We start from the raw sequence: 23627 nt of genomic DNA on the forward strand, positions 1-23627 counted from the left end.
ATGGGACCACAGATGGTCGTGGCGTTGAGCTGGTCCTGGCGGCGGGTCCGGGTGGATCCGCTCACCGGGAGCCTCCATGCCGAAGACCGGGATCGCGGCGGCAACGCCGCCGAACTCGCCGCGCTGGAACACGCCCTGCGGCTCGCCGACGAGCTCGACGGCCGTGTGCTGGCGGTGACCGTGGGGCCAGTGGCGGCCGAGGAGATCTTGCGAACAGCCCTGGCAGCCGGCGCGCACGAGGCCGTCCGAATCGACCGGGACGACCAGCTGGAGCCCGGCTCACTGGCACACAACGGCGCCGATACGGCGAAAGCGATCGCGTCGGCGTTGCACGGCCGCGCGCCCGATCTCGTGTTGTGCGGAGACAGATCGGCCGACGGCGGAACCGGAACGACACCGGCCTTCCTCGCGGCAAGACTCGGTGCCGCACAGGCCCTCGGCGTCGTGAAACTCGAATCCAACGGCCAGTCGCTGCTCGCACACCGCCGACTAGACGGCGGCAGCCGGGAGGTATTGCGGTTGCCCAGGCCAGCCGTCGTGTCGCTGGAAGCCGCCGGTGTTCGCCTCCGCCGAGCGAGCCTGCCAGCCGTGCTGGCGGCGCAGAAGGCAACGATCCCCGCCATCCCCGCCGAGCCGCACCGACACCGGCCGACGCTCCCCGCCCGCCCCCTTCGCCCGCGCCCCCGGGAACTGCCCGCCCCAGCCGGTGCCACCGCGCATGATCGTGTGCTCGAACTGACCGGCGCATTGCAGGACCGCACGCCACCGACCGTCCTCGGACCGCTACCCGCGGCAGAAGCGGTCGACGAACTGCTGGGCTACCTGCACCGCCACGGCTACATCAGCGGAGAGACGCCATGAACAGGGTCGCGGTCGTGACGGGCGCGGCGCGCGGAATCGGCGCAGCGGTCGTAGATCGGCTCGCCGCCGACGACTGGCGCGTGGTCGCGGTCGACATCTGCGCCGACATTCCAGGCGCCACATACCCGCTGGGAACCCGGGACCAACTGCGTGCCCTCGCGGAGAAATGGCCCGATTCGGTCCGCGACGTGGTCGCCGACGTCCGCGACGAGACGGCAGTCCGGCAAGCCGTCGCGGTGGCGGAGGCCGAGTTCGGCGGCCTCGACGCGGCGGTCGCGGCGGCGGCGATCATGGCCGGCGGACAACCGCTCTGGGAAACCTCCGACGACCAGTGGAACGCCCTATTCGACGTCGGCGTCCGAGGCGTGGCGAACCTGGCGCGCGCCGCGATCCCCCTGCTGCTGCAACGACCGCAACCTCGCACAGGCAGATTCGTCGCCCTGGCCTCGTCGGCGGCCCACCGCGGCCTCTACCACCTCGCCGGGTACAACGCGGCCAAACACGCCGTGGTCGGCTTGATCCGCGGCCTAGCCACCGACCTTCGCGGCACCGGAATCAACGCCACCGCGGTGTCGCCGGGATCGACCCGCACGGACATGCTCACCGCCACCGCGGCCTACTACGACCTGCCGGCCGCCGAGGAGTTCAGCCGCCACCAACTGGTCGAACGCCTGCTGGAACCGGACGAGGTGGCGGCCGCGGTGTGCTGGCTGTGCAGCGAACAGTCCTCGGCCATCACCGGAACCGTCGTACACGCCGACGGAGGATTCACGGCATGACCCTGCGACTCACGCCCGACCCCAGCCTGCGTCGCTACGACGACGGGCGAACGCTCGCCGGGGGATCGCCCTTCCGCGTGCTGCGGCTCAGCCCCAAAGGCGCAGAAGCCGTCGATGGTTGGATCGACGGCAAGGCGGTGGCCGGCAGCGCCACCGGCTTGGCGCAACGGCTCGTCCGGGCGGGATTGATGCACCCCCACTACGACGAGGCCCAGTACGGTCCGGGCGACGTGAGCGCCGTGATCCCGGTGCGCGACGGTGCACTGACCGGCCTGCTCGCGGCCCTCGACACGACTGCCATCGTCATCGACGACGGCTCCCGCCAGCCGATCCCGGAAGCTGCGGTGCGCCACGACGTCGCACGAGGACCGGCAGCGGCCCGAAACGCCGGCTGGCGACTGGCCCGCACTCCGCTGGTGGCGTTCCTGGACGCCGACACGATTCCCGCCCCGGGCTGGCTCGAACCGGTACTGCGCCATTTCGAAGACCCGGCCGTGGCAGCAGTGGCACCGAGGGTCCGCAGCACGCCCGGCAGCACGGCCATCGCCCGCTACGAAAGCACCCAGTCACCGCTCGACCTGGGCGGCGAACCGGGCCTGGTGCGACCAGGCAGCCGCGTCAGCTACGTCCCGACGGCGGCGCTGGTCGTCCGCACATCGGCGCTACGCGAACTGGACGGTTTCGACGAGGACCTGCGCTTCGGCGAAGACGTCGACCTGATCTGGCGACTGATCGCCCACCGGCACCTGGTGCGCTACGAACCGGCGGCCATCGTCGAGCATGCGCCCCGCACGCGGTGGACAGCTTTGGTGCGCCAGCGGTTCGACTACGGCAGCTCGGCAGGACCGCTGGCCCAGCGGCACGGAGACGCCGTCGCACCGGTCCGGGCGTCGGTGTGGAGCGTGGTGGCCTGGATCTTGGTCCTCACCGGCCGAACCGGAGCCGGGCTGGCCGTGGTCGGCGGCGCGGCGGCCCTGCTGACCCGGAAACTCGGCAAGATCGGCATCCCGCCCCAGGAGGCGGTCCGCCTGGCGGTGCACGGCAACGTCGGCGCCGGCCGCGTCTTCGCCGACGCCATCGGACGAGCCTGGGCACCGGTGGCCATCCCGCTGCTACTGCTCAGCCGCCGAGGAAGGGTCGTGCTCGGGCTGGTGGCGCTGAGGCACGTCCTGGACTGGGCCCGCAAACGCCCGCCACTGGACCCGGCCCGCTGGAGCCTGGCACGCATAGTCGACGACCTGGCATACGGCTGCGGCGTCGCGCGCGGCGCCCTGAAGTCCCGGAGCCTCGGCCCGCTGCTGCCCTTCCTGACCGATCGCGGCGGCCGTAGCAGCGTCCAGGTGAACGACAAGGCGGAGCCATGACGGCCCGCCTGACGGAACTGACCTGGCCCGAGGTAGCCGAAGCCGCCCCGCACAGCCTCCTCGCGGTCCCGGTCGGCGCCACCGAACAACACGGCCCGCACCTGCCCTACACCGTCGACACCGAGATCGCGGTCGAGCTGTGCGACCGCCTGGCGCAAGGGAGATCCATCCTGGTCGCGCCGCCCGTGACCTACGGCTCCAGCGGAGAGCACGCGGGATTCCCGGGCACCCTGTCGATCGGCCGCGAAGCGGTCGAGCACCTGCTGGTGGAGCTCGTCCGCTCCGCGGACGACTTCGCGGGAGTGGTGCTGGTGTCAGCCCACGGAGGCAATGCCGAACCGGTCCGCCGAGCCGTCCAGACCCTGAGAACGGAAGGCCGCCGGACGCTAGCCTGGGCACCGACCGGCCGACCCGACGACACCCACGCGGGCCGCACCGAAACCTCGGTAATGCTGGCACTGCGCCCAGCAGCAGTGCGCCTAGACCAAGCCGAGCCAGGCAACACCACGCCACTCACGAACCTGATCAACGTCCTGCGCGCCAACGGAGTGCGCGCGGCCAGCCCCAACGGAGTCCTAGGTGACCCCCGAGGCGCAACACCCGAGGAGGGTGCGCGGCTCCTCACCACCTGGACAACGGCCCTCACAGCGGCGGTGAACACCTGGGCCTGGCCGGATGACCAGGGCCAACGCGAAGGGGAGGGCCCCGAAGATCGTCCCCCCGGAGGTGCGGTAAGCTAACGCCACACCCCAAGAGGTGAGGCCGGGATGTAGCGCAGCTTGGTAGCGCACTTGACTGGGGGTCAAGGGGTCGCAGGTTCAAATCCTGTCATCCCGACGGTCCGAGCAGCCCGCTGGCCTAGCGCGTAAGCGCAGGTCAGCGGGCTCTTTCGTGTCTGTGTGTGGATCTTGTAGTGATCGGCGGCGGCGTGCGGTGTCGTAATTTTCGCGGGTTTTGGGAGGATCTTGGGAGGATCGGTTTTGGGGGATTGAAGTGGGGTCGCGTTGTGGGAGGGGATCTTGTTCACCCGTCTGGATGGTCTTGAACGTTGGGTTCATAGTGGTCGGGTTCGGGGTGTCTTGGCCTGTGTGGCGGAGAGCGGGAAGCACCGCCTGGGCGGGCGGTGCTTCGTGGTTGGGGTGGTCGGTCAGTGTGCTGGTTTAGTGGTGGGTTGCTGGCTGCTGGGTGGGATTGTGTTTGCCGGGGCTGTGGTGGGGTGCCAAGCCGTCGGGATGTGGTTGACGGTGGTGTCGGTTAGGGCGGTGTTCCATCGTTGTTGGAGGGCGGACAGGAGGCGGTCGTGGACAGCGGGGCCGATGTGGGAGTAGACCTCGCGGATCTCGTCGTCGAGGGTGTGGCCGAGTCGGCGTGCCTGGGCGATTTCGGGGATGTTGTCTTCGATCAGCCAGGTTTTGTGGCTGTGGCGTAGTTCGTGGAAGGTCAGGCCGGGTTTGATGGCTCGTGCCCGGATTGGTGGGTTTGTGCGTGGTTGGTTGCCGTCTGCGGCTGGTCGCATGGCGCGGCGGCTGAAGTTTGAGCGGCGTGGGTGCTGGTGTTCGGTGGTGACGAAGACGTGGGGGTGGTCGTGGCTGTCGAGGTGGTGGCGCAGGAGGGTGATGAGGAATGGGGGCAGGGTGATGGTGCGGGCGGATTCGGGTGTTTTGGGTGGGCCGAGGCTGAAGTGTCCGTTGATTTCGTGGAGTGCTCCGATGTCGGGATTGATGATGATGTGGCCGTCGTCGAGGTGGGTGTTGTGGCGTTGTAGTCCGCCGAGTTCGCCCCAGCGGGCGCCGGTCCAGGCGGCGGTGATGATGAGGGCGGCGGCCCAGTTACCGACGAGCGCTGCGGCTTGGTCGGCGATCTGGAGTACTTGGAGTGGGGTGGCCCAGAGTCGTTCGGTGCGTTTGGTGCGTTGGCGTTTTCCGCGTCGGCGGGTGCGTACGGGGTTGGCGGTGATGAGTTTGTCGTCGGCGGCGTCGGCCAGCATCATCGAGAGCACTTTGGTCATGGTGGTGACTGTGGCTTCGGCGTAGCCGGTGGCGCGGACTTTCTTGCTCCAGGCGGCGACGGCCGTGCCGGTGATGTCGGACAGGGCGGTCGTTCCCCAGCGGGGCAGGATGTGGTTGGTGAGCAGGCTGCGGTATTGGGTTTCGGTGTTCTTCGCGACATCAAGGGCGTCGAGCCAGCTGGTGCTCCACTCGGTGAGTGTGATCTTGCCGGCGCAGGGGTCGATCCAGGTGCCTTTGCGTTGTTCGGATTCGAGGTTGTCAGCGTAGGCTGTTGCTGCGGTTTTGCTGGAGAATCCGGGGATGGATCCGAGTGACCCGTCGTCTTTTTCGTAGCGTACCCGCCATGAATTTTTTCCTCGCCGTTCTGCCCATGCCATGTTGGCCTCCGTTTTGTGTGTGCCGGATTGGTTTGACGGACAGACGGACGCTCGTGGCGGCGAGAAAAGCAAGCGGGATACGTCAGGTGGTCGTGTGAGCAGTCGCGGTGGGTCTATTTCGGTGTTCGTGGGCGTCCGGGTCTTTTTCGGGCTGGGCGTGTGCCGGAGTCGGCGATCTCGTGAAGGTTTGTTGCTGAGAAGCGGAGGTGGCGGCCGATGAGGGTGCAGGGTATTGAGCGTGTTCCGGCTTTTCGGCGTAGCCAGGATTCTTTGATAGAGAGTATTTCGGCCGCTTCGGCCGGTGTGTAGAGCGGAACGAGTTGTCCATGTGGGTCGCTGGTATCGGGTGTTGTGGTCTCGTTGCGTTCGGCTGTTGCCCTGCGGTTGCCTGTGTTTCGTGGCGCTGGAGTGCGTTGCGAGTTGGCGGTGCCGTGCTGAGGCCGAGATTCCACGCCTGGCTTTGTGGTATCCGTGACTGATACCGGCGTGGACTGTCTCGATTGTGGGGGCATGCGGTGCGTCGTGCGGGTATTGCGGGTGCTCATGCGGCCCGGCCCAGCTGAGGGCCGGTCGCGGCTGCTCCGGCCAGCTCACTGGCTTGAGTGTCCACAGAGAACAGGGGGCGGGCCGTTGCTGTCGGGTGCTGTGAAGGCCCGCGGGGGTGGAAGGATCTCACGGGGGTTTCGGTCCGCTGGAACACGAGCAGGTCTTCGTGGGCGATGAGGTGCAGGGGGAGTCCGGCGCGGCGTTGTTTGCCGATGAAGTCGCGTTGGAAGAAGCTGCCGCGGGCGACGAGATCGTCTTGGGCGATGCGGGCGAGCAGGGCGACGCAGCGTTCGGTGGGTGTCAGGTCGGCGGCGCGGCCGCAGGCGGTGATCTGGGCTGGTAGGTCGATGAGTTCGGCGTGTTCGCGCCAGGGGCGCAGGGTGATCACGACGTGTCCGCCGGGGCGCAGGAATGCTGCGGTGTGGGTGAGGATTTTGGTGAAGCCGGTGAGGAGTCGGTGGTGGCCGATGTTGGCGAGGTTGCCGCGGTCGAGGGTGTTGCCGTAGAGGTGGTGGTACTTGTGCACCCCGCCGCCGGGGGTGACGGTGACCTGCCCGTGGGTGGAGGGCCCATACGGTGGGCTGGTGACCACCAGCGCGACTTGACCGGCCAGATCGGGCGGCAGCAGCGTGGCCAGTTGCCGGGCGTCGCCGTGGATCGCACGCGCGTCGGGATCAACGCCGGCGCGGCGGGCCAGGTCGAGGTTGGCTTGGGTGACGTCTACCCAGTGCGGCTCGTATTCCACACCGATCGCGCGGCGACCCTGGTGGAGGGCTTCGATGAGGGTGGTGCCGATACCGCACATCGGGTCGAGCACGAGATCGCCGGGCTGCGTGTAGTGGGTGATGGCCTGCGCGGCGACAGCGGGGAGCATCTTGGCGGGATGGGCGGTGGACTCGCGGGTGTAGCGGCCCTTGCGTTGGGCGGCGGGGGCGCGCTGCGCGGTCCCATACGGACACTGCCGGGGCAGGTGTGGGTGGCTCGGTCTGCTTGATGAGGGCGCGGGGGATCGGCACGGTCGGGGTGTCCTCGGTGTGGGGTTCGGGCACGTGTGCGCCTTTCTCGGTGTGGGGGCCGGGATCGGTGGGGCGGCGGTTGGGACGGTGGGTCATCGGCTGGCTCTGGTGCCGGGCACGGGGACGGCTGGCGGGGGCGGCGGGGCTTGGTGCTGGTGTGGTTGGGCGAAGACGAGCAGGTCGGCGTGGATGCGCCGGTGCGGCGCGGGCCGGTTGTGGTCCTTGGTGGGGGGATGCGGACGGCCGGTGGTGCCGGTGGTTTCGGGGCCGATTACGACGTGGCCGTCGCGGAGGGGGGTGAGCAGGACGACGATGTGCTGGAGGTAGAGCAGGTCGGCGTTCTGGCAGGCGGCCACCACGGGCCCGGTCGGGTCGACCAACTGTCCTCGGGAGTTGTCGCTGTGGGTGAGCACGGTGAGGATGCCGCCGGTGCGCAGCAGCCGGGCCGCGGTGCGGGCGAGGTGATCAGTGTTGGCCTGGCCGCTGTGGTGCGGGCGCAGGTCGGCGATGACCGCATCCGCTCTCGCCGCCTGATCAGCGAGGTGTTCGAGCAGGGCGTTAGAGCGTTCTGCGGTCTGGGCGCCGTCGGGGCCTTGCGGCTCGTCGAGGAGATCGGCCCGGTAGGGCGGGAAGGCTGGTGGGTGCGTGCCAGGGGTGGGGCTGAGGTGGACGGTCTGGGCGGTGCGGTCCAGGGCCTGGATGGCGGTCAGCGCCGCCTCCACCTCGCTGTCGCTCTCGTCGTGCCAGGAGTTTTCGGGGGCGGGCTTGCCGGGGATCGCCGCGGTGCCAGGGCCGGTCAATAGCACGACGCGACCGCCGAGGCGGGTGAAGGAGGTGACGATCTTGTCCACGATGGGGGTCGGCCACACGGTCTCGGGATCGATGGGCCGGGGCCCGCTGGTCCACACCGATGCTGGAATCGGTGCGGCGGCCCGCGATCGCGGCGTGGTCGGGGTGCGGCGGGGGCTGGGCCGGGTCGCCGACGGCAACGCGGCGCCGTCTCGGGGGGCTTCGCGTCGGCCGTGCCGGGGTGGGCGAGCGGGGCCGGTCGATTCGGATCGGTCTTGCTGAGCGGGGGGTTGGGAATCGTTGGCTGAGTTCATGGATGTCTCCGCGGTGGTGTTGCGCGTGGCGGGCTGGTGACATCCCTGAACTCCGAAATAAAGGCCCACGGGGGACAACCGGCATCGAATTTTCTCGCCGACGTGGCCCGGCCGCAGCCGAGGCGGTTGTCGTACTCGGAATTCGGGAGAGAAAAATGCGCGCACGCGCGCGTGAAGCACGCACGCAGCCATCCGCACCGACCGTGCGGAAGATCGGTCGGAAATTTTTCCCAGCCGTTCGCAGGCCGGATCGCGAAAGTCGGGTATCGCGGTGGGATCACTCGGTCACGGCTGCTACCGCACTACTACGGCACTACTATCGTGTCCGCATAGTCCCAGCTCATCGGCTACTACGGTCGATCACAACGTGATCACGACACACGCGGCGACGATCCACTCCACCACGAGTAGTCGATCAAAGAAACTGAGAAAATGATCATTTTAAGATCAACGGTAGTAGTCTGGCAGTAGATCGGTAGTGGTTTTGTAGCGGTATGGTAGTACCTCTCGTGGCTTGATTGCGGCGTTGTTGTTCCGGCTCGCCGCAAGGAGTCATTTAATGGCCACGAAGAATCAATTCCGCCACACGCGCAGGGGTCGGGACTCGGAGGATTGCGAACGCGATGGGATGCCGTTGGATTCCGCGCGTGCGGCTTTCGAGTGGCTGGTGACGGGGCCGCATCCGGTTTGCCTGGACGGCCGGTTGTTTCCTGGTTTGCCGGCTCGTCGGGTGCCGTTGAATGAGGTCCGGGACCGGTTGCTGCGGCGCCGCTGCCCGCAGGGGGTGCGGGATGCGGTGTGGGCGCATCTGGTGCTGCGCTCTCGCACCGAGGGCGCGACGTGGACGGTCGGTTGTGTGGGGGTGGCGCTGCCGGCGTTGACCCGGATCGCGGCGATGCTGTCGGCCCGGTTCGCCGGGGAGGTCACCGACATTCACGCCGCGGTGCTGGCCGGGTTTCTCGCCGAGCTCGCCCGGGTCGATCTGACCAAGCCGCGGATCATGCTGCGGTTGCGGTGGGCGGCCTACCGTGCCGGGCATACCGTGGTGCGGGAAGCCTTGGATGCCCCGGTCCCCTCCGGCTACGCCTTTCGCTCCAGCCCTGCGCGTGCCGATAAATCGTCCGCCCAGGTCACGGGGGTGATCGGCCGTCTCCGATGGGACGTTGGTCGTCCGGCCGTCTTTCGCCGGGGCGGCGGACGGCATCATGATCGGTCGTGGTGCTGCGCCTGGCCTACCTCGCCGCGACCAATATCTTTGCCCTGTTACGCCTGCTGTCGATGAGTGACCGAGACAAAGACATCGAAATCCTGGCGCTGCGGCACCAACTGTTCGTCCTGCAACGTCAGATCGGCAAGCCCACCTTCACCGACACTGACCGCGCCATCCTCGCCGGCCTGCTCCACCACCTCCCGATGGACAAGTTGCGGCCGCTTCTGCTGCTGGTACGCCCCGACACGCTCTTGCGCTGGCACCGCGACCTGCTCAAGTAGCGGCATGCCGCAACGTGCGCACCTAGGCGCCGCGGACGCCCACCCACCGTTCGCTCGATACGCACCCTGGTCATGCGCCTCGCCCGAGAGAATCCCTCGGGGGGATACCGCCGCATCCACGGTGAGCTCGCCGCACTGAGAATCAAGGTCGCCGCCTCCACAGTCTGGGAAATCCTCCGGGAGCACGGCATCCCACCCGCACCTGAACGCCAGAGCACCACCTGGACCGACTTCCTGCGCAGCCAAGCCGACGCCCTGCTCGCTGCGACCTCTTCGAGACCCGCACCCTGACCGGCACGCGCCTGTACACCTTTCGCCGTCATCGAGCACACCACCCGGCGGATCCGAATCATGGGCGCCACCGCCCACCCCACCGGCGACTGGATCGTCCAGCGTGGACGCAACCTCGTCATGGACCTCGAGGACTCGTGCAGCAAGGCGAGGTTCTTGATACGCGACCGGGACGCGAAGTTCACGCCAGCCTTCGACGCCGTCCTTGCCGATGCGGGCATCGGGGTAGTGCTCAGCGGCATCCGGATGCCGAGAGTGAACTCCCTCATGGAGAGGTGGATACAGACCTGTCGGCGCGAGCTGCTGGGCCGCACCTTGATCTGGAACGAGCGTCACCTTCTGCACGTGCTGCGCGAGTTCGAGTCGTTCTACAACGAGCACCGTCCGCACCGGACACTGGGCCAAGCCGCACGCGTGCGCTACCCGCACCCATCGCCGGCCTGGATCACGTAACCAACCTGGACATCCACAGACGCGACAGGCTCAGGGGCGTTCTCCATGAGTATCGATATGCCGCCTGACCAGCACGGATGATTTATCGGCACCCGCAATGTCGGCATGTCCGATGGTCGCGGCCCGCATCGTCTTGCCATCGATGGCGACCGCGGTGGCCGGCTCGTTGTCTTGGGCCGTCCAACCGGATAAAGCCTCGTCGAGTTCGTCGTCATCGACCCTGCCCAGCACCCGGCCGAAGGTCCAGCCGGACGGGGCGCCCGACCACGAACACGCCCGGTTCTCCGTCGCCAGACGGACGATCAGCGCGGTGATCTCACCGCTGATCGGCGGCCGTCCCGGCGGCTTCGGCTGACGCCACTTCCGGGCCACCAGGCGGCGATGCCACCGCAACAACGTCGCGGGAGTCACGATGCGGCAGCCCCGCAGAGATTTCGGCAGGATCCGGGACAGGGCCGCGAGCACCGCCCGATCGGTCCAGCCCAGCCGCGGGCGAGGGTTGGTCCGGCGCAGCACCGCCACCTCGTGACGCAACGCGAGCATCTCCGCGTCCTTGGAGGCCGAGGAGCGCGCCAGCAACGCCAGCCACGTCAGGGACTGCGCCAAGACCTGGTACCGCAGTCGAACAGCCACGAACCACCGATCATCAACCTGGACAAAACAGCAGGTCAAGGCTACTGACCGAGTTCTCGACCAGGACAAGGCGCAGCCGGTACGCCTGCACAGTTCGCCGGTCCGCGATGATGTGCCCCTTTGCACGTCGGTACAGGTGCGGTTGGACGAGCCTGACATAGGTGCGTGTGTCGTGCCGGTGCGATCGAGCGCGTCCAAGAAACCCGCCGCCGTCGCTCGCGCACCGTCGTGCCACGTCGCCGACCAGGGTCTGCTCCGGCCGCCCAGCCGATCGACCAGCGGCTCACGCTCCATCAGTCCCTTGTTCTTCGTCGCCTGGCTGACCAGCTGCTCGAACGGGACCAGCGAGATCTGACGGCCCGCACTCGTGGAACCCGACGCCTTCACGTGGATCGCGGTGAGCTGCCCGTCGCCGGTCAAGTGCAGGAAGTCCGCGACCTCGCCGTTGCCGTCATCGCACAGCAGCCACCCGGATCGGCACTGGTCGACGACCCAGGCGAACAGCGAGGTTCCGCGATGTTCCGGTGGATCTGCTGATCGTTCGTTCCGGCGGGTTTCTCCTTGTCGATCGAGTACCTTGTAGCCGGGGCTGTCGACCTGATCGATTGTGACGTCGACAATGTCGGCACCGGGTGGCCTGACGGAGTTCCTCGTGGGTTCTCGGGTTCTCACCCGGGCTCAAAATTCGCGACCCGTTGACATCTCGAGAACTGCCCCAAGCGTCTTCCACAGCAGAGGCCAGTTCTCGGTGAAGTACATATGAGGTCCCGGTACGTCTACGGCGCTGGCTCCTGCCATGGTGAACCGCTCCCATTGAGCTGCGTCGTCATGCCCCACCAGGGTGTCCTCGGTGCCGCACAGCACGGTCACCGGGAGCGGCAGAGCAGGGCCGGGAGCGGGGACGTACCTGTCCTGGATCTCCAAATCGGTCCGCAGAGCGGGCAGCAGCAACTCACGCAACTCCGGATCGTGCCAAGCGCCGTGGTCGTAACCGACCAGGTCGCGCAGCCTGGCAACAAAGGCCTCGTCGTCCAGACGGGCACCGTTCATCCGCGGTCTCGGTAGCCCCGGTGCAGCGGCACCGCTGACGACGAGGTGGACGGGCGGCGGACCTCCCTCTGCGACAAGCAGCCGAACGGTCTCGTAGCCGAGCAGTGCGCCGAAGCTGTGGCCGAAGACGGCGTACGGCCCGCCGCCCGCCGCCTCGCGGATCTGGTCGGCGCAGACGCGGGCCGCGTCCACCATCGAGGTGCATGGATCCTCGACGAACCACTCATCCCTGCCCGGGAGTTGGACCGGAACGACCTCGAACGGCAGGCCGGCGTCACCTTGCCAGGGCCGGAACAGGGCGGCTCCCGCTCCGGCATAGGGCAGGCACATCAGGGACAGCGGCATTGGACTCCTCCAAGTTATCGGCGCTGTGCTTTCCAGCGGCCGAGGGCGCGGGCACGGTGCGCGCTCGGTCGCCTCCGGCTTGCGGGTCCGTTCGTTCCGCAGCGCCGTCCAGGGTGTCGAGATGGGCCGCGAGGGTGCGCAGGGTGGTATGCCGGAAAAGATCCGCAGCATGCAACCGCGGGTAGCGGGGCTGCAGTTGGGCAAGTGCGCGCAGGACACCGGACGAGGTGCCGCCGAGCGAGAAGAAGGTGGCGCCCGTGTCGGTGACCGGCGTGCCCAGGACACGCTCCCAGACTTCGGCCACGGCCTGCGCGGAGCTGCCGGTCACCGTCGCCGGGACTGCGGGCACTGCCTGCGTGGCCCAACCGGTGAGGGTCGGCCGGTCGAGCTTGCCGTTGGGGGATCGGGGCAGCTCGTGCACCTGGAACCAGGCAGTGGGCAGCATTGCCCCGGTAAGCCACTTCTCGGCGTCGCGGCGTAGTTCGGCCGCGACGTCGGCGGGCAACGGACGCGGCTGGCTGTCGGCTTCTTCCAGTACAACGAAGGCCACCACGCCAGTTCGGTCCGGGAGCACGGCGACCGCAGCGTCCCGGACCGTGCTGTGGCGGCGCAGCGTCGCCTCGATCTCGCCGGTCTCGATGCGCTGGCCGAGGACCTTTACCTGCTGGTCGGTGCGGTGCAGGAAGGCCAGGCCTGCACCGGGCGAGAAGGAGACCAGGTCGCCGCTGCGGTAGCCGGTGGCGCCGGACAGATCGGGGAAGCGTTCGGCGGTCAGCTCGGGGCGGCGCCAGTAGCCGTCGCCAACCCCGGTGCCGGAGATGATCAGTTCGCCGGGGCAGCCGGGCGGCAGGTCCCGTCCGACATGGTCGACGACGTGGCACCGTACGCCCGCCAGTGGCAGCCGATGAGAACGGGTGCGTCGGGCACCACCTCCCAGAACGTCGTGTAGACGGTCGCCTCGGTCGGGCCGTAGCCGTTGAAGACGGGCCCGGGGACGAGATGGGCCAGGTCGGCGGCGAGGTCGGCGTCTAGCGGCTCGCCGCCGACCAGCAGTACGCCGAGACCGGCCAGGAAGCGGCGTCCTTGCGGGGACGCGGTGTGCAGACGGGCGGCCGACGGGGTGCACTGGTAGAAGGCACCCGCTGGGTCGGGGAGATCGTCCACCACCGTGCGGTGGCTGGTCAATTGGATGGTGCGGCCGCAGGTCAGCGGCCACACCAGCTCGACCAGGCTGATTTCGAATGAGTAGCCGGTCCCGGCCAGCACCACTGAAGGACCGTCGGCGAACCGCGCGTCGAAGTCGGCGAAAAGTGCGCACAGACTGTCGTGGCGGACCACAGCTCCCTTGGGTCGGCCGGTCGACCCCGAGGTGTACATCACGTACGCGGGCGCATCAGGCACAACCCGCGGCCAGTCTGCAGGCGTTGCCGCACGCACGCCGGGGTGCACAGTGGGGACGCCGGGCAGCAGCGGGGAGGTGGCGATGAGCGCGGCCGGCTCGGCGTCCTCAAGGACGTAGGCGAGTCGCTCGGCGGGATGGCCCGGATCGAGCGGCACATAGGCGGCGCCCGCCCACCACGTCGCCAGGATCGCGCTGATCACCTCGGGCGAGCGCTCCAGGTGGATGCCGACCCGGTCGCCGGGCCGCACGCCCGCCTCGATAAGCGCGGCGGCCAGTCGCCGTGCGCGGGTGGTCACGTCGGCCAGGCCTAGCTCCGTACCGGCGGCGCGACTCGGCGCGCTCTGCGGGCGTACGCAGGTCGAGTCGGACCAGCGGCAGCTCCTCGTCGGCGCCGAGCGCGTCGAGGGCCGCGACGAGATGCGCGAGGAAGCGCTCAGCGACGGCCGAGTCGAGGGCGCTGCGGGGATAGGCAACGACAAGGTGCTCCGCCCCGTCCGGGGCGTGCAGCAGAGTCACACTCAGGTCGTATTCGACCTTGTCGGACGCGGGCGGCTCCAGACGCCAGCGCAGCCCCCGCGCGTCCACCTCCTCGGTCACCACCTCGCCCTGCGTGCAAATCAGCTGGGTGAACGGCTTGCGGTCGAGGTGCCGGCCCGCGCCAGTCGCCGCCACGATGTCCTCGATGGGCAGTTCGGCGTGCTCGACGGCGTCGGCAAGGGCGTCCAGGGTGCGGTCCAGCAGGTTCTCGGTGGTGGCACCGTCGAGCGCGACGCGCACCGGGACGGTGTTCTGCAGGCAGCCGACCACCGAGAGGCCCTGGGCGTCCCGGCTCGCGCCGCTGACCGTAGCGATCACCACGTCGTCGGTGCGCCCATACCAGCCGGCCACCCAGGCAAAGGCGCTCATGACCTGGGTGAACGGGCTGGCACCCGTCAGCGCCGTACGCCGCTGCATGCGTGCGGTGAGCCCGTCGGACAGGCTGGTCGCGACCTCGCCCCGCTCGCGCGGGGCGTCCGGTACGAGCTGCGGCAGCGTGCAGTTGTCGGGGGCGTCCTTCAGTGTCGTGGTCCAGAAGTCCCTTAGCGTTTCCCGGTGTTGAGCGGACACGTCGAAGGACGGGGTCTCGGCGACGGCGAGATGCTCGGGGCCCAGGCCGTGGGCGGTGATCAGCGACGCGAGCAGGATGGGAGCGGAGCCGTCGTCGAAGACCCCGTGATGGACGGCGAAGAACAGGTGCGCGCGATCGGCGCGGTGCACGAGCACCACCCGGCTCAGCGGTGCGCCGGCGTGGTCGAACGGGGCGCTCAGGACGGCCTGTTGCTCGGACAGCACCTGCTCGGCCGCGGCATCGTCGGCCGGTAGCGCCAGCACCTCGAACGGCACGTCGGCCACCGGGTGCACGCGCTGGGCCAGGCCGTCGGCCGTCATGCGCAGGGAGACGCCCAGCGCGGGCTGGGCTCCGAGTACGGCCCGCACGGCACCGGTGAGCCGCTCGACGTCCACGGCTCCGGAGACGGTCAGGCGGTGCACGATCGCTGGCCGGGGTTGCTGCATGTCGAGGACGAAGAAGCGCAGTTGCCCGGGGGTCGCGGGACTCTGCGTGGCGTGTTCCGCCTCGTGCGGCTGTGCCTCGGCCAGTTCGTCCGTCAGGGCCCGGCGATCCAGCTTGCCGTTGGCGTTCAGTGGCAGGGCCGTACGGTGGATGAAACGGTGCGGGATCATGGCGCGCGGGAGGCTGGCGGACAGGGAGCGGCGCAGTTGCGCGGGCGGGATCGGATTGCCGGTGTAGGCGGCCTCCAGGCGCAGTTGGCCGTCGACGCCGCGTACGGCAACCACGACGGCTTGGTCGATGCCGTCCTGCTCCCGCAGCGCCGCCTCGGTCTCCCCGATCTCCACACGCTCGCCCATGATCTTGACCTGCTGGTCGATCCGCCCGAGGTGTACCAAAGCTCCCTCGTCAAGGACCTGGACGAGGTCGCCGGTGCGGTACCAGTCCCTGTCGTCGGGGACCTGGCGCTCGGTGGACTGCGGGGGGTGGCAGGTGGGGTCGAGGAAGCGGCCGTGGTTGTCCGCCTCGTCGAGGTATCCGGCGAAGCGCTGCACTCCACGTACGCACAACTCGCCCGTGGTGGCGGGCTGGTGGTTCTCGTCGAGGACGACGTGGTCGAGATGGGGATGGACCGCGCCGATGGGCAGGGTGCCATTGGCGGTACGCGGCCAGTCGGCGATTTGCTCGGGGAGGCGGTAGTGGGTGCAGGTGATGGTGACCTCGGTGGGCCCGTACACGTTCTCCAGGACGCTGCGGGGTGCGGCGGCCCGCCAGGCTTCGGCCTGCTGGACGGTCAGTTGCTCACCGCCGAACAGGCTCCAGCGGAGTGTCGGCATCGAGTCGGCGGCGAGGTTGCCGGTGAGGTCGGCCATGGTGATGACCGACGGCACCGAGAACCAGTGGGTGATGTTCTCGCGCGCGACGAACTTGGCGGGTTTGGCGAGTTCCTGGCGGGGCGGAACCACCAGCGTGGCACCCGAGCCCCAGGCGCCGAACAGCTCGAAGACGGACGCGTCGAAGCCGAGCCCGCTGTTCTGGGCCATCCGGCTGCCGGGACCGAGCTCGTAGCGTTCGATCACGTACCGCAGGTACGCGTCGATGTTGCGGTACGTCACCGGGACGCCCTTGGGCACGCCGGTGGAGCCGGACGTGAACAGGAGGTGGGCCATGTCGTCCGGAGCGACGGGGACGGGTGGCAGGGCCTTGTCGGGTGCGGTGCGCAGTCGGGCGTGGAGCTCCGGTGTCAGGTTCAGGGTCGGGATGCCGGGGAGTTCGGTCTCCGCCAAGAGCGCGAGGTCGACGGCGGCGGCCTGCGCGATGGCGGCCGAACGGGCCGTGGGAAACCTTGAGTTGAGGGGAACCACGGCCGCGCCGAGGCGCTGGGCTGCGAGGTATCCGGCGTAGGTCAGCGGTCCCGGTGTCGTGGTCAGGCCCACGCGGGTCGGGGTGCCGCCGCCGAACGCGACGATCTCGGCGGCCAGCGCACCGGCTAGGGTGTCAAGTTCGCGGTAGGTGAGAATCTCGCCGTCCAGTTCGAGGGCCGAGCAGTCCGGGTGGGCGTCGGCCGCGTGCGCGAACCACGTGTGAAGGCTGCGGGTCATCGCTGTTCCTTCCGGGCCTGGCGGGCACGGAGCACGGCAGCTTCTTTGTCCTCGTCGATGCCGAGCGGGATCTTTCCCTGCCGGTACGGCTCGTCGGCCGGGCCGCGTTCGCGCAGCCAATGCCAGGTGTCGGCAACGGTCTCGGCGAGGGGGCGGCAGCGCAGGCCCGCGGCCTGGGCACGGGCTGTGGACGCCGACCACACCCCGGCCATGGCGGGCTGGTCGGGAGCCCAGAACGGCAGCCCGGTCCAGGGCCCGATCTCGTGCTCCAGGAGCAACTCGTCGCTGGTCCAGCGCAGTTGGGCGTCGGCACCGGCCACCTTGGCGCAGGACTCAAAGAGGTTGCCGAGGGTCTCGGCGCCCTGGGTCCCAGCGACGAGGTAGCGGCCCGCGCCACCCGTTTCGAGGAGCCGGGTGCCGAACGCGGCGGTGTCGCGCGCGTCGATCAGCTGGACGGGACGTTCTGGACCGCCGGGGACGACGACGTCGCCGCCGCGCGCCATGCGCTCCAGCCACCACAGCAGTCGCCCTGGGGTCTCGCGCGGGCCGACGATGAGGCCCGGGTTGAGGATGACCGTACGCCCTTCGAAGGATGCCTCGATAGCACGCTCGCAGCCTGCCTTCAAGGCGTTGGCGGGGACATCTTCGACGGCTGCGTCGGGAGCGCAGGCGTGCCGCGGAGACTCCTCGTCAACGGGGTCCGCAGGCCAGCCGGCGTAGGCGTGGAAAGAGGACACGAAGAGGTAGGCGTCGGCGTGGCCGCTGAGCGTGCTGGCCGACAGGCCGACGGTGCGCGGGTGCTGTCCGCCGGGGTCAATCACGGCGTCCCAGGGGCCGTGCGCGGTGAGCGCGGTGAGGTCGTCCAGGTTCTCGCGGTCGCCCCGCACGGCGTGGGTTCCGGGGAGGTCGGGGCCGGACTTCCAGCGGTTGAAGACGGTGACAGTGTGGCCGCGTCGGAGGACGTCCTCCAAGAAGGCACGACCGAGGAACACCGAGCCGCCGATGACGAGAATGCGCATGTTCATTCCTTACTTGTGGAGGCGCCGCCGTGTGGGCGCCGGCCGTCGCTGGTGGGGCGGTCGAGGCGTGGGGTGGGGGGTGTGTGGCCCATGGTGGTGAGGCGGGCGGCAAGGGCCGGGACCGTGGAGTGGCGAGCCAGTTCCGGCCAGCGCAGGCCCGGGTCGATGCGGGCGAGGCAGCGCAGGGCCGTCATGGAGTCGCCGCCGAGGGCGAAGAAATCGCTGTCCCGGCCTACGGGTTCGACGTTCAGGATTTCGGTCCACACCGCGGCGATGTGCTGTTCCCAGGGGCCCTGCGGCGTGTCGTCGGTCGTGGCGGGCGCGGACTTGAGAGCCGGTCTGTCCGGGTCGAGGGCGCCGATCGCCTTGCGGTCGAGCTTGCCGTTGGCGTTGAGCGGCAGGGTATCCAGCACGAGGACGGCCGCCGGGACCATGAATGCGGGCAGCGACTTGGCGAGGTGGGCTCGCAGTGCGGCGGGTTCGGGTGCGGTTCCGGGGCGGGGCACGGCGCAGCCGACCAGACGCTGCCTGCCACCGTCGGAGCGGGCCATGACGACGGAGTCCTTGATGTCCGGGTGGGATCGCAACACGGCCTCGATCTCGCCGAGTTCGATGCGCAGGCCGTTCACCTTGACCTGGAAGTCCTTGCGGCCAATGAGTTCCAGGACGCCATCGGGACGATAGCGGGCGAGGTCGCCGGTGCGGTAAAGCCGGTCGTGCACGGCGCCGTACGACCAGTCGTGGAACCGCTCGGCGGTGAGGTCGGGACGGTCCAGGTAGCCGCGGGCCAGGCCGGTACCGGCCAGGTGAAGTTCGCCGACGACGCCGGGTGGCACCGGCCGCAGGGCATCGTCGAGGATGTAGGTGCGCTGGTTGGCCATAGGGCGTCCGTACGGGATGCTCGTCCAGGCCGGATCAGTCGTGGTGACCTCGTAGAGGGTGGAGTGGATCGAGGCCTCGGTGGCGCCGCCCATGACGGCGAAGCGGGCGTCGGGAGCGAACGCGTGCAGGCGGTCAGGCAGGGAGACGGGGACCCAGTCGCCTCCGAGCAGGACTAGGCGCAGCGCGTCGAAGGCCCGTTCGCCGGTGTGCTCCAAGTAGTCCACGAGCAGTTCGAGGAGGGCGGGGGCTGAGTTCCACACGGTGACGCCGTGCCGGGCGCACAGGAGGGCCCAGTGAGCGACGTCCTTGGTGTGCTCCGATTCGGGGACGATCACGGTGCCGCCGACAGCGGTGATGCCGAGGAACTCGTAGACCGACATGTCAAAGCTGGGCGAGGACAAAGCGAGGACGCGGTCGCTCGGGCTCACCTCGAAGCGGGAGTTGAGGTCGGCGATGTTGTTGACGACGCCGCGATGACGCAGCGCGATGGGCTTGGGAGCGCCGGTGGAGCCGGAGGTGTGGATGACGTAGCACAGATCCTCGGGCCCGGCGGTCGAATCGAGGCGTTCGCCTTCGACGGGCTCGTCGAACAAGCCGTTGGTGACGAGAGTAGGCCGGTCGGCGCCGGGAAGGCAGGCGGTGCGGGCGGCGTCGGTGACAACGGCGGCACACGAGGTGCCGTCCAGCATCGCGGCGAGCCGCTGCTCGGGGTAATCCGGGTCGAGCGGCACATAGGCGGCGCCGGCCTTGAGGATGGCGAGGATAGCGGCGAGCAGTTCGGCGGAGCGCTCCAGGCACAGACCGACGCGGTCGCCGGGCCCGACGCCTGACGCGCGCAGTCGCCCCGCCAGTCGGTCGGCCGCACGGTCGATCCAGGTGTATGTCCAGGAGCGCGCGCCCTGCACCACAGCGGTGGCGTCCGGCCGGGCCGTGGCCTGCATCTCGAACCAGGTGTGTAGGCAAGTGCCATGTGGCAGGTCGGTGACGGTGTCATTGAAGCCGACCAAGATCCGCTCCATCTCCTCGGGACCAAGCAGGGAGAGCCGGGAGACGGGGGTAGCCGAGTCGCGGGCCACGTCGGCGACGAGCGTGCGCAGCTGGGACAGCATCCGCTCGGCGGTTTCCGCGCCGAACAGACCAGGCACGTAACGGAGTTCGGCCTGCCAGATGCTGCCTTGCCGGATGATGGCGAGGTGCAGTTCGGCGCGCGGGGTATCGGGCACGGCGCTGTCGTGGGCGAAGGCGACCAGCGGGCTGCCCAGCTCGGTGGGCAACGTGACGGCCCCGGCGGCGAGTTCGGCCACAGTGGCGCCAGGGTCCACGAGATGCCGCTTGCGTCCGTTCCCAGCGGGGATTCCGAGAACGCCGCAGCCACCCGGACACTGCGCTGTGCGGCACGTGGCCGCGCTCAGCGGCAGACGCGGACGTCAGGAGGTCATCCAAGGGTGAAGCTACCCGTGTTCGCGTCCCGGCAGCGGAGCTCCTCGCAGGAACTCCTCGTACCGTCCGCGGGCGTCGTCATCGACCTCCGGCAGAACGGGGCTGTACCGTCCATCGGTCTGGTCTCTCTTCGGTCCGGAAACCCAAAACTGTTCCCCGGTCTCGACGTCGTAGAAGTTGGCGTCGAACATGCCTGGCCAACGGCGCAGCGTACGACCGTGGACATACGCGGTCTTCCACGTCTTGGAGAAACGAACCCAGGCGATCCACGACGGGCCCCGGTCGGTGTCGTAGCCCGTTTTGAGCTGCACGTACATGATCCGCTGCGCCATGGCGTGAGAGTAACCGCCGGAGCAGCCCGCCCGCACGGAATTTGCCCTGCAGCCCTTGCCCGCGTCCAACAGGCACTCCGTCGCTGACGAGTGCGCGATCACATTGCCTATCGCCCATCGGCATGAGCGGACGTTCGTCCCCGCAGCACCCCTCAACGCTTCGGCGTCCTAGCGAGGAAGCTGGGAGCCCTGGGACGTCGCGAAGCGGGCCATGAGAGGCCCGCCTCGCCGAGGAAGCCTCGGAATACAACATGGTTGAATACTGGTACTCCGACAGCTGGATCGCTTGATGTTGTACTTTTCGCGGGAACACGAGCACTGGTTGAGTCTTCGCCCAAATAGCAGCAGAGAGTCGCGTCATCGGATCTCCTGGTATTGCCACGGCATACCTGCAACTGCCGAACCCACCTTCCTGTGCCGATACAGCCGTTGACGGCAGGGGTTGGAGCACGTCCGTCGGTGTAGTTCCACCACTCCGGCCAAGTCTCATCGCTTCCCGGGGCAGCGCATTGACGTGTCTGGTTCGGCCCGATTCTGTAAAGTGCGCAGAGCTGCCGCACGTGCGACGACATGTAGGCCAGGGCGTCGAGGGCGAACCGAGGCCGGTCGAGGTGGTCGAAGGCTTTCAGCTCTCCGACTTTCTGCAGTAGCGTTCGTGCGCGTGCCTGATGCGACGTCCGGACTTCGGGATGTTGCGGTGGTCGTAGCGTCAGGACCCTCCGGCGTGAGCCGCGCTACGGCGATGTCGCTAAGGCCGCACACCACTGAACTGACCACGATCTGCTCTAGCACGATGCCAATCAAGCCGGGACCGAGTTGCTTGCTTGCGTTGGTTTACGTGCCACGAGGGCCTCGCGCAGTTGGCCCGTGGCCGGCCCCAGGGCGGCGACTAGGCCCGTCACGGCTGCTGCGATGGGGGCGATGAGGTGGGGCCATTCTGGGCTGACACCGGTCCGCAACCCGACCTGGCTCTAGCGGCCTTGATGGGCCAGCAGCAATTCGATGTCCGCTCGCGTTGGGTCGTCGGGGTCGTCGATGTGCTGGCGCCAAGCCGGAGCCGAGGGCGCCGTCGACGATGTCGGCGGCGTGGTGCTGGGGTTCCCTGCATCCGGCGAACAAGGCGACCCTCTCGCTGGCGTCGGCGATGTCAACCGCCGCGACCAGCATCGCCCGCGCGTCAGCGGGCATCTGCATCGGCGGAGTGGTCGCGATCGGTGCGGCGAGGAGGACCACGTCGTCAGGCCAGCCTTCCCATTGGTGCAGCGACGCCTCCTCGCCCGGGCCGACGCGTCGACCGGCGAGGTCGGCGGATCTGGTGCGGTCACCGGTGCAGGCGGGTCAGCGGCGACGCCAGGGCCCGCCGCGCGCGGGTCCGGGGTGGTGTGCTGGTTGGTCGTCGTCGTGCACCTTTGGGGCTTTGTCGTGGTGATCGGTGCTGACCGTGGATATGGACGCTTCGTCCCGGGCGGTGGTGTCAACGTCGATTCGGGTCGCTGTCAGCTGAAGAACCGGAATGGCCCAAAACCGATGGTCCTCCGGGCCAAGTCCACACAAGACAGTCATCTTGTTGTCGAAATCTCTTGACGTCACGAGGCAAAGGAAGCGTTTATATCCGTGTAGCCCCGCACGACCGGCAGCGCACCGGGGGCTACACCGTCCCTGGGGGCATGACCAATCACCATCCAGCTTCATCCGTGAAGGAGAGGGTTGTCATGCCCAGAAAGAACAACAACGCCGACAAGCCGACCACGCCCCGCACCCTGCAGGCCCTGCCCGCCACCAGCCCGGCCGCACCGGTGCGCACCGACGCTGAGGACAAGGTGTGGGCCGTGTTGTACGCCCACCCCAACTCGACCACCGCCGAGCTAGCCGAGGCTGCCAAGGTGGGTCGGTCCACTGCCGGGAAGATCCTCGCCGCCTGGGACAAGGACGGCACCGTCACCCGCATCTCCGGTATCGCCGAAGGCGGTCGCCGCGCCGCCGACCGGTGGACGGTCAACGACCCCGCGGATACCGCGATCCCGGAAGCGGAAACGGTCGACGAGCCGTCGAACGCCGACGAGGCCAGCACCACTGCGGACGTCCCCGACGAGCAGGGGGCCGACACTGCAACGACGAAGGAGATCCCCACCGAGGACACCGTGTCCAGCATGGACTGCTCCCCGATCGAGCCGGTCCCGGATTTGCCCACGCATCCGGACACCGGGGCGAACAACTCCTCCGGGAAGCCACCGTTGGCGAAGGCTGGCCGGTTGGGCAAGGGGGAGCTGCGGGGCATGGTTGAGGACTTCCTGACCGAGCACGCGGGCGAGCAGTTCAGCCCGAACGCGATCGGCAAGGCCCTGAACCGGTCTGCGGGCGCGGTGAACAACATATGTGGGTCATCGGAGGCCGGGGAACGGTCCGAGCCAGGCTGCGAGTCCTCGGAGGAAGATCTCGTGGAGGTGCTTGCTGCGTTGGAGGCAGAGGGCCGCGTGGTGCGTGTGGACTCCGGCGATCTGACGCGGTGGCGGGTGGTGCAGGGGCGGAAGGCGCGGTTGGCGAAGGGCGCGTTGCACGGGTTGGTGGAGGACTTCCTGACCGAGAATCCCGGTGAGCACGGACCGGCCGCGATCAGCAAAGCACTCGGCCGCTCCAGTGGCGCGGTGGCGAATGCGTTGGAGCGCTTGACCGGACGGGGAGCGGCGGTGCGGACATGTGACCAGCCGCGCAGGTACTCGGCAGTGCGGGAGGCGTAACCGCGACAAGCGATGCAACCGCCTGGTAGGGGTGTTCCCGTGACGCGGGAGCACCCCGCCTTCGCTTATTCGGTTGGTGATGTAGGGCTGTGGGGCGCGGTATCGGGACGAAACACGGTGAACTGCAGAGCATCAAGGAACGCACCGAGACCGCAGACGGGGTGATAGCCGTGCCGGGTGAGGAATCGGCGAAGCTCGCAGTGGACGGCGGGGCTGCTTGTGCGGAGGAATTCTTCGCAGAGACCGAGAAGTTCGGCAGTGCCGGCATCGCTGCTGGTTGCCTCGGTGATCTCGTCGTTGTCGGGGAGTTCGTCGGGATCGTAATCCTGCATGGTCACGGTTCCTT

The 23627-nt window shown here is 68.7% G+C and carries 21 protein-coding genes, 1 tRNA gene and 2 pseudogenes; 11 read left to right on the forward strand and 13 right to left on the reverse strand.

From position 1 onward, the window contains the following. The 5 genes from BJ970_RS21305 (at position 1) to BJ970_RS21325 (ending at position 3841) form a co-directional block, all read left to right on the forward strand. Complete coding sequence (locus tag BJ970_RS21305) at positions 1 to 861, forward strand: mycofactocin-associated electron transfer flavoprotein beta subunit (protein WP_184727870.1); 861 nt, start codon at positions 1 to 3, stop codon at positions 859 to 861. Continuing rightward, positions 858 to 1640, forward strand: a complete 783-nt coding sequence (locus BJ970_RS21310; RefSeq protein ID WP_184727871.1) for a mycofactocin-coupled SDR family oxidoreductase — start codon at positions 858 to 860, stop codon at positions 1638 to 1640. Before BJ970_RS21305 ends, BJ970_RS21310 begins: the two co-directional genes overlap by 4 nt. Next, positions 1637 to 3004, forward strand: a complete 1368-nt coding sequence (gene mftF / locus BJ970_RS21315) for a mycofactocin biosynthesis glycosyltransferase MftF (protein ID WP_184727872.1) — start codon at positions 1637 to 1639, stop codon at positions 3002 to 3004. The genes BJ970_RS21310 and mftF overlap by 4 nt, the downstream gene beginning before the upstream one ends. Beyond that, complete coding sequence (gene mftE, locus BJ970_RS21320) at positions 3001 to 3744, forward strand: mycofactocin biosynthesis peptidyl-dipeptidase MftE (RefSeq protein WP_184727873.1); 744 nt, start codon at positions 3001 to 3003, stop codon at positions 3742 to 3744. Before mftF ends, mftE begins: the two co-directional genes overlap by 4 nt. 23 nt (positions 3745 to 3767) lie before the next feature. Continuing rightward, positions 3768 to 3841: transfer RNA gene (locus tag BJ970_RS21325), tRNA-Pro, on the forward strand. Between the two features lie 310 nt (positions 3842 to 4151). Here the strand turns inward: BJ970_RS21325 and BJ970_RS21330 are convergent. From BJ970_RS21330 to BJ970_RS21345, 4 genes and pseudogenes are all read right to left on the reverse strand, one after another. Beyond that, positions 4152 to 5390: a tyrosine-type recombinase/integrase gene (locus BJ970_RS21330; RefSeq protein WP_184727874.1), complete on the reverse strand. Its 1239-nt coding sequence runs from the start codon at positions 5388 to 5390 to the stop codon at positions 4152 to 4154. Positions 5391 to 5503: 113 nt separating this feature from the next. After that, complete coding sequence (locus BJ970_RS40075; protein WP_376775067.1) at positions 5504 to 5935, reverse strand: helix-turn-helix domain-containing protein; 432 nt, start codon at positions 5933 to 5935, stop codon at positions 5504 to 5506. After that, positions 5932 to 7048: pseudogene (locus BJ970_RS21340) on the reverse strand (TRM11 family SAM-dependent methyltransferase). The gene BJ970_RS40075 and the pseudogene BJ970_RS21340 overlap by 4 nt, the downstream one beginning before the upstream one ends. Further along, complete coding sequence (locus BJ970_RS21345) at positions 7045 to 7821, reverse strand: hypothetical protein (protein WP_184727876.1); 777 nt, start codon at positions 7819 to 7821, stop codon at positions 7045 to 7047. The pseudogene BJ970_RS21340 and the gene BJ970_RS21345 overlap by 4 nt, the downstream one beginning before the upstream one ends. A gap of 793 nt (positions 7822 to 8614) precedes the next feature. Between BJ970_RS21345 and BJ970_RS38025 the strand changes: the two genes are divergently transcribed. From BJ970_RS38025 to BJ970_RS37080, 4 genes are all read left to right on the forward strand, one after another. Beyond that, positions 8615 to 9337, forward strand: coding sequence for a hypothetical protein (locus BJ970_RS38025; RefSeq protein WP_184727877.1), 723 nt, complete (start codon positions 8615 to 8617; stop codon positions 9335 to 9337). After that, positions 9271 to 9546, forward strand: coding sequence for an integrase (locus BJ970_RS38030; RefSeq protein WP_246470942.1), 276 nt, complete (start codon positions 9271 to 9273; stop codon positions 9544 to 9546). Before BJ970_RS38025 ends, BJ970_RS38030 begins: the two co-directional genes overlap by 67 nt. Before the next feature lie 72 nt (positions 9547 to 9618). After that, positions 9619 to 9837, forward strand: coding sequence for a hypothetical protein (locus BJ970_RS37075; RefSeq protein ID WP_221467256.1), 219 nt, complete (start codon positions 9619 to 9621; stop codon positions 9835 to 9837). A 60-nt stretch (positions 9838 to 9897) separates the two neighbouring features. Next, positions 9898 to 10290 carry an integrase core domain-containing protein gene (locus tag BJ970_RS37080; RefSeq protein ID WP_246470943.1) on the forward strand — a complete coding sequence of 131 codons (393 nt, stop codon included), beginning with the start codon at positions 9898 to 9900 and terminating at the stop codon, positions 10288 to 10290. Positions 10291 to 10320: 30 nt separating this feature from the next. Here BJ970_RS37080 and BJ970_RS37085 read toward each other — a convergent pair whose 3' ends face one another. From BJ970_RS37085 to BJ970_RS21390, 8 genes and pseudogenes are all read right to left on the reverse strand, one after another. Continuing rightward, on the reverse strand, positions 10321 to 11595 hold the full coding sequence (locus BJ970_RS37085; RefSeq protein ID WP_221467257.1) for a hypothetical protein: 1275 nt from the start codon (positions 11593 to 11595) through the stop codon (positions 10321 to 10323). A 6-nt stretch (positions 11596 to 11601) separates the two neighbouring features. Next, the gene (locus BJ970_RS21365) at positions 11602 to 12318 is read right to left on the reverse strand and encodes a thioesterase II family protein (protein ID WP_184727878.1); all 717 of its coding nucleotides are present in this window, start codon (positions 12316 to 12318) and stop codon (positions 11602 to 11604) included. Then, positions 12248 to 13255, reverse strand: a complete 1008-nt coding sequence (locus tag BJ970_RS38035) for a non-ribosomal peptide synthetase (protein ID WP_312864460.1) — start codon at positions 13253 to 13255, stop codon at positions 12248 to 12250. Before BJ970_RS38035 ends, BJ970_RS21365 begins: the two co-directional genes overlap by 71 nt. Beyond that, positions 13141 to 14016, reverse strand: a complete 876-nt coding sequence (locus tag BJ970_RS38040; RefSeq protein ID WP_312864344.1) for an AMP-binding protein — start codon at positions 14014 to 14016, stop codon at positions 13141 to 13143. Before BJ970_RS38040 ends, BJ970_RS38035 begins: the two co-directional genes overlap by 115 nt. A 49-nt stretch (positions 14017 to 14065) precedes the next feature. Next, positions 14066 to 16870 (reverse strand): annotated as a pseudogene (locus BJ970_RS21375) (AMP-binding protein); the annotation flags it as partial. Further along, a complete protein-coding gene (locus tag BJ970_RS21380; protein ID WP_184727881.1) occupies positions 16867 to 17889 on the reverse strand; it encodes an NAD-dependent epimerase/dehydratase family protein in 1023 nt (340 codons plus the stop codon). The gene BJ970_RS21380 and the pseudogene BJ970_RS21375, both read right to left, overlap by 4 nt. Positions 17890 to 17891: 2 nt before the next feature. Then, entirely contained in the window at positions 17892 to 20093 is a 2202-nt protein-coding gene (locus BJ970_RS21385) for a non-ribosomal peptide synthetase (protein ID WP_221467258.1), read from the reverse strand. A 129-nt stretch (positions 20094 to 20222) separates the two neighbouring features. After that, the gene (locus BJ970_RS21390; protein ID WP_184727882.1) at positions 20223 to 20543 is read right to left on the reverse strand and encodes a hypothetical protein; all 321 of its coding nucleotides are present in this window, start codon (positions 20541 to 20543) and stop codon (positions 20223 to 20225) included. Positions 20544 to 21545: 1002 nt separating this feature from the next. Here BJ970_RS21390 and BJ970_RS21395 point away from each other — a divergent pair. Both BJ970_RS21395 and BJ970_RS21400 read left to right on the forward strand, forming a co-directional pair. Further along, positions 21546 to 22127 (forward strand): hypothetical protein, encoded by a 582-nt coding sequence (locus BJ970_RS21395; RefSeq protein WP_184727883.1) that lies wholly within the window; start codon positions 21546 to 21548, stop codon positions 22125 to 22127. Positions 22128 to 22255: 128 nt separating this feature from the next. Further along, positions 22256 to 23281 (forward strand): helix-turn-helix domain-containing protein, encoded by a 1026-nt coding sequence (locus BJ970_RS21400; protein ID WP_184727884.1) that lies wholly within the window; start codon positions 22256 to 22258, stop codon positions 23279 to 23281. 65 nt (positions 23282 to 23346) lie between these two features. On the opposite strand, the gene BJ970_RS21405 is transcribed toward BJ970_RS21400, so the two are convergent. Then, positions 23347 to 23619: a hypothetical protein gene (locus tag BJ970_RS21405; RefSeq protein WP_184727885.1), complete on the reverse strand. Its 273-nt coding sequence runs from the start codon at positions 23617 to 23619 to the stop codon at positions 23347 to 23349. Between the last annotated feature and the right edge of the window lie 8 nt (positions 23620 to 23627).

Source organism: Saccharopolyspora phatthalungensis (assembly GCF_014203395.1).
GTDB lineage: Bacteria > Actinomycetota > Actinomycetes > Mycobacteriales > Pseudonocardiaceae > Saccharopolyspora > Saccharopolyspora phatthalungensis.

Coding starts and splice junctions, on each gene's coding strand:
- BJ970_RS38025 (WP_184727877.1), top strand. CDS start 8,615: ATGGCCACGAAGAATCAATTCCGCCACACGCGCAGGGGTCGGGACTCG.
- BJ970_RS37080 (WP_246470943.1), top strand. CDS start 9,898: ATGGGCGCCACCGCCCACCCCACCGGCGACTGGATCGTCCAGCGTGGA.
- mftE (WP_184727873.1), top strand. CDS start 3,001: ATGACGGCCCGCCTGACGGAACTGACCTGGCCCGAGGTAGCCGAAGCC.
- BJ970_RS21330 (WP_184727874.1), bottom strand. CDS start 5,390: ATGGCATGGGCAGAACGGCGAGGAAAAAATTCATGGCGGGTACGCTAC.
- BJ970_RS21395 (WP_184727883.1), top strand. CDS start 21,546: ATGTCCGCTCGCGTTGGGTCGTCGGGGTCGTCGATGTGCTGGCGCCAA.
- BJ970_RS21400 (WP_184727884.1), top strand. CDS start 22,256: ATGCCCAGAAAGAACAACAACGCCGACAAGCCGACCACGCCCCGCACC.
- BJ970_RS40075 (WP_376775067.1), bottom strand. CDS start 5,935: ATGAGCACCCGCAATACCCGCACGACGCACCGCATGCCCCCACAATCG.
- BJ970_RS37075 (WP_221467256.1), top strand. CDS start 9,619: ATGCGCCTCGCCCGAGAGAATCCCTCGGGGGGATACCGCCGCATCCAC.
- BJ970_RS21380 (WP_184727881.1), bottom strand. CDS start 17,889: ATGCGCATTCTCGTCATCGGCGGCTCGGTGTTCCTCGGTCGTGCCTTC.
- BJ970_RS21365 (WP_184727878.1), bottom strand. CDS start 12,318: ATGCCGCTGTCCCTGATGTGCCTGCCCTATGCCGGAGCGGGAGCCGCC.
- mftF (WP_184727872.1), top strand. CDS start 1,637: ATGACCCTGCGACTCACGCCCGACCCCAGCCTGCGTCGCTACGACGAC.
- BJ970_RS21390 (WP_184727882.1), bottom strand. CDS start 20,543: ATGGCGCAGCGGATCATGTACGTGCAGCTCAAAACGGGCTACGACACC.
- BJ970_RS21305 (WP_184727870.1), top strand. CDS start 1: ATGGGACCACAGATGGTCGTGGCGTTGAGCTGGTCCTGGCGGCGGGTC.
- BJ970_RS21310 (WP_184727871.1), top strand. CDS start 858: ATGAACAGGGTCGCGGTCGTGACGGGCGCGGCGCGCGGAATCGGCGCA.